Origin of the sequence: Aquirufa rosea (genome assembly GCF_004118285.1) — a bacterium.
GTDB classification, from domain to species: Bacteria; Bacteroidota; Bacteroidia; order Cytophagales; family Spirosomataceae; genus Aquirufa; species Aquirufa rosea.
The window spans coordinates 1-1,787 of sequence record NZ_SDHY01000017.1; the positions used below are offsets into that span (position 1 = coordinate 1).

Here is a 1,787-nt window from a genome sequence, read left to right on the forward strand (position 1 = left end):
GAGCGGTGATGGTTACGGTACCCCCAGCGGTAGGAGAAGAAGAGCTGCTTGTTACGATGTATTTGCTAGCTGCTCCAGCTACTACGGTAAATGCATTGGAATTGCCTGTTTTACTACTTACATTACCAGAACCCGAACCGGTAGCGGTTAATTCAACCCCTGTTTCTGCTTTGGTATAAGTTACTCCAGAGATCGTCACTGCACTTGAACCATTTACAATAGTACCTGTTAATGTACCACCTAAAGTACCTGTACCTGTTTTACGAGTCAAGGTCACTGTACCATCGGCTGTGGCATTGACAGCATTACCATTATCATCTGTTAATGTTACTGTAACGCTGAACCCGGTGCCAGCGGTTTGTTGCCCGATGTTGGTAATAACCAATTTAGAGGCTCCGCTAGCATCAGAGGTAATGTTAGAAGTAGTACCCGTTAAGCTAGTATTATCAGTGGCCGTAATGGTGGTAGTAGTACCAGAAACTGTATGTGAAGTAAATGTTACAGTAGCAGTACCGTTGGCATCGGTTGTACTAGTCGCAGAAGAGAAAGAACCATTTCCATCGCTCTTGGACCAAGTGATGGTTTTACCCGAAGTGCTTACTGGGTTATTGTTGGCATCGACTAATTGAGCTGTAATAGTGATATTAGAACCAACAATTGGCGAGTAATTGCTACTGGTTACGATGTATTTGCTAGCTGCACCAGCCACTACGGTAAATGCATTGGAATTGCCTGTTTTACCACTTACATTACCAGAACCAGAACCTGTAGCGGTTAATTCAACCCCTGTTTCTGCTTTGGTATAAGTTACTCCAGAGATCGTCACTGCACTTGAACCATTTACTATTGTACCAGTAAGCGTACCACCTAAAGTACCTGTACCCGTTTTACGAGTTAAGGTCACTGTACCATCTGCTGTGGCATTGACAGCATTACCATTATCATCTGTTAATGTTACTGTAACGCTGAACCCGGTGCCAGCGGTTTGTTGCCCGATGTTAGAAACAACTAATTTAGAAGCCGTACCTACACCGGTAGTAATGTTAGAAGTAGTACCCGTTAAGCTAGTATTATCAGTGGCCGTAATGGTGGTCGTAGTACCAGAAACTGTATGTGAAGTAAATGTTACAGTAGCAGTACCATTGGCATCGGTTGTACTAGTTGCCGAAGAGAAAGAACCATTGGCATCGCTTTTAGACCAAGTGATGGTTTTACCTGAAGTGCTCACTGGGTTATTGTTGGCATCGACTAATTGAGCGGTGATGGTTACGGTACCCCCTGCGGTAGGAGAAGAAGAGCTGCTTGTTACAATGTATTTACTAGCCGCACCAGCCACTACAGTAAATGCATTGGAATTGCCTGTTTTACCATTTACATTACCTGACCCTGAACCAGTAGCGGTTAATTCAACCCCTGTTTCTGCTTTGGTATAAGTTACTCCCGAAATGGTTACTGCACTGCTTCCAGAAGTGATGGTACCAGTTAATGTACCTCCTAAAGTTCCATTACCTGTTTTCAGCGTTAATGTAACTGTACCATCCGCTGTAGCGTTTGTAGGGTTATCATTTGTATCATAAAGTGTCACAGTAACGCTGAATCCAGTTCCCGCAGTTTGCTGCCCGATGTTGGATACAACTAACTTCGTTGCCGTTCCACCGATTACGGTAAATGCATTGGAATTGCCTGTTTTACCACTTACATTACCTGAACCTGAACCAGTAGCGGTTAATTCAACTCCTGTTTCTGCCTTGGTGTAGGTTACACCCGAAATGGTTACTGCACTGCTT

1 protein-coding gene is annotated in these 1,787 nt (G+C 44.0%); it reads right to left on the reverse strand.

Annotated elements, in window-relative coordinates:
- On the reverse strand, positions 1 to 1,787 hold a 1,787-nt coding region (locus ESB04_RS12425), incomplete at both ends, for a beta strand repeat-containing protein (RefSeq protein ID WP_164969667.1).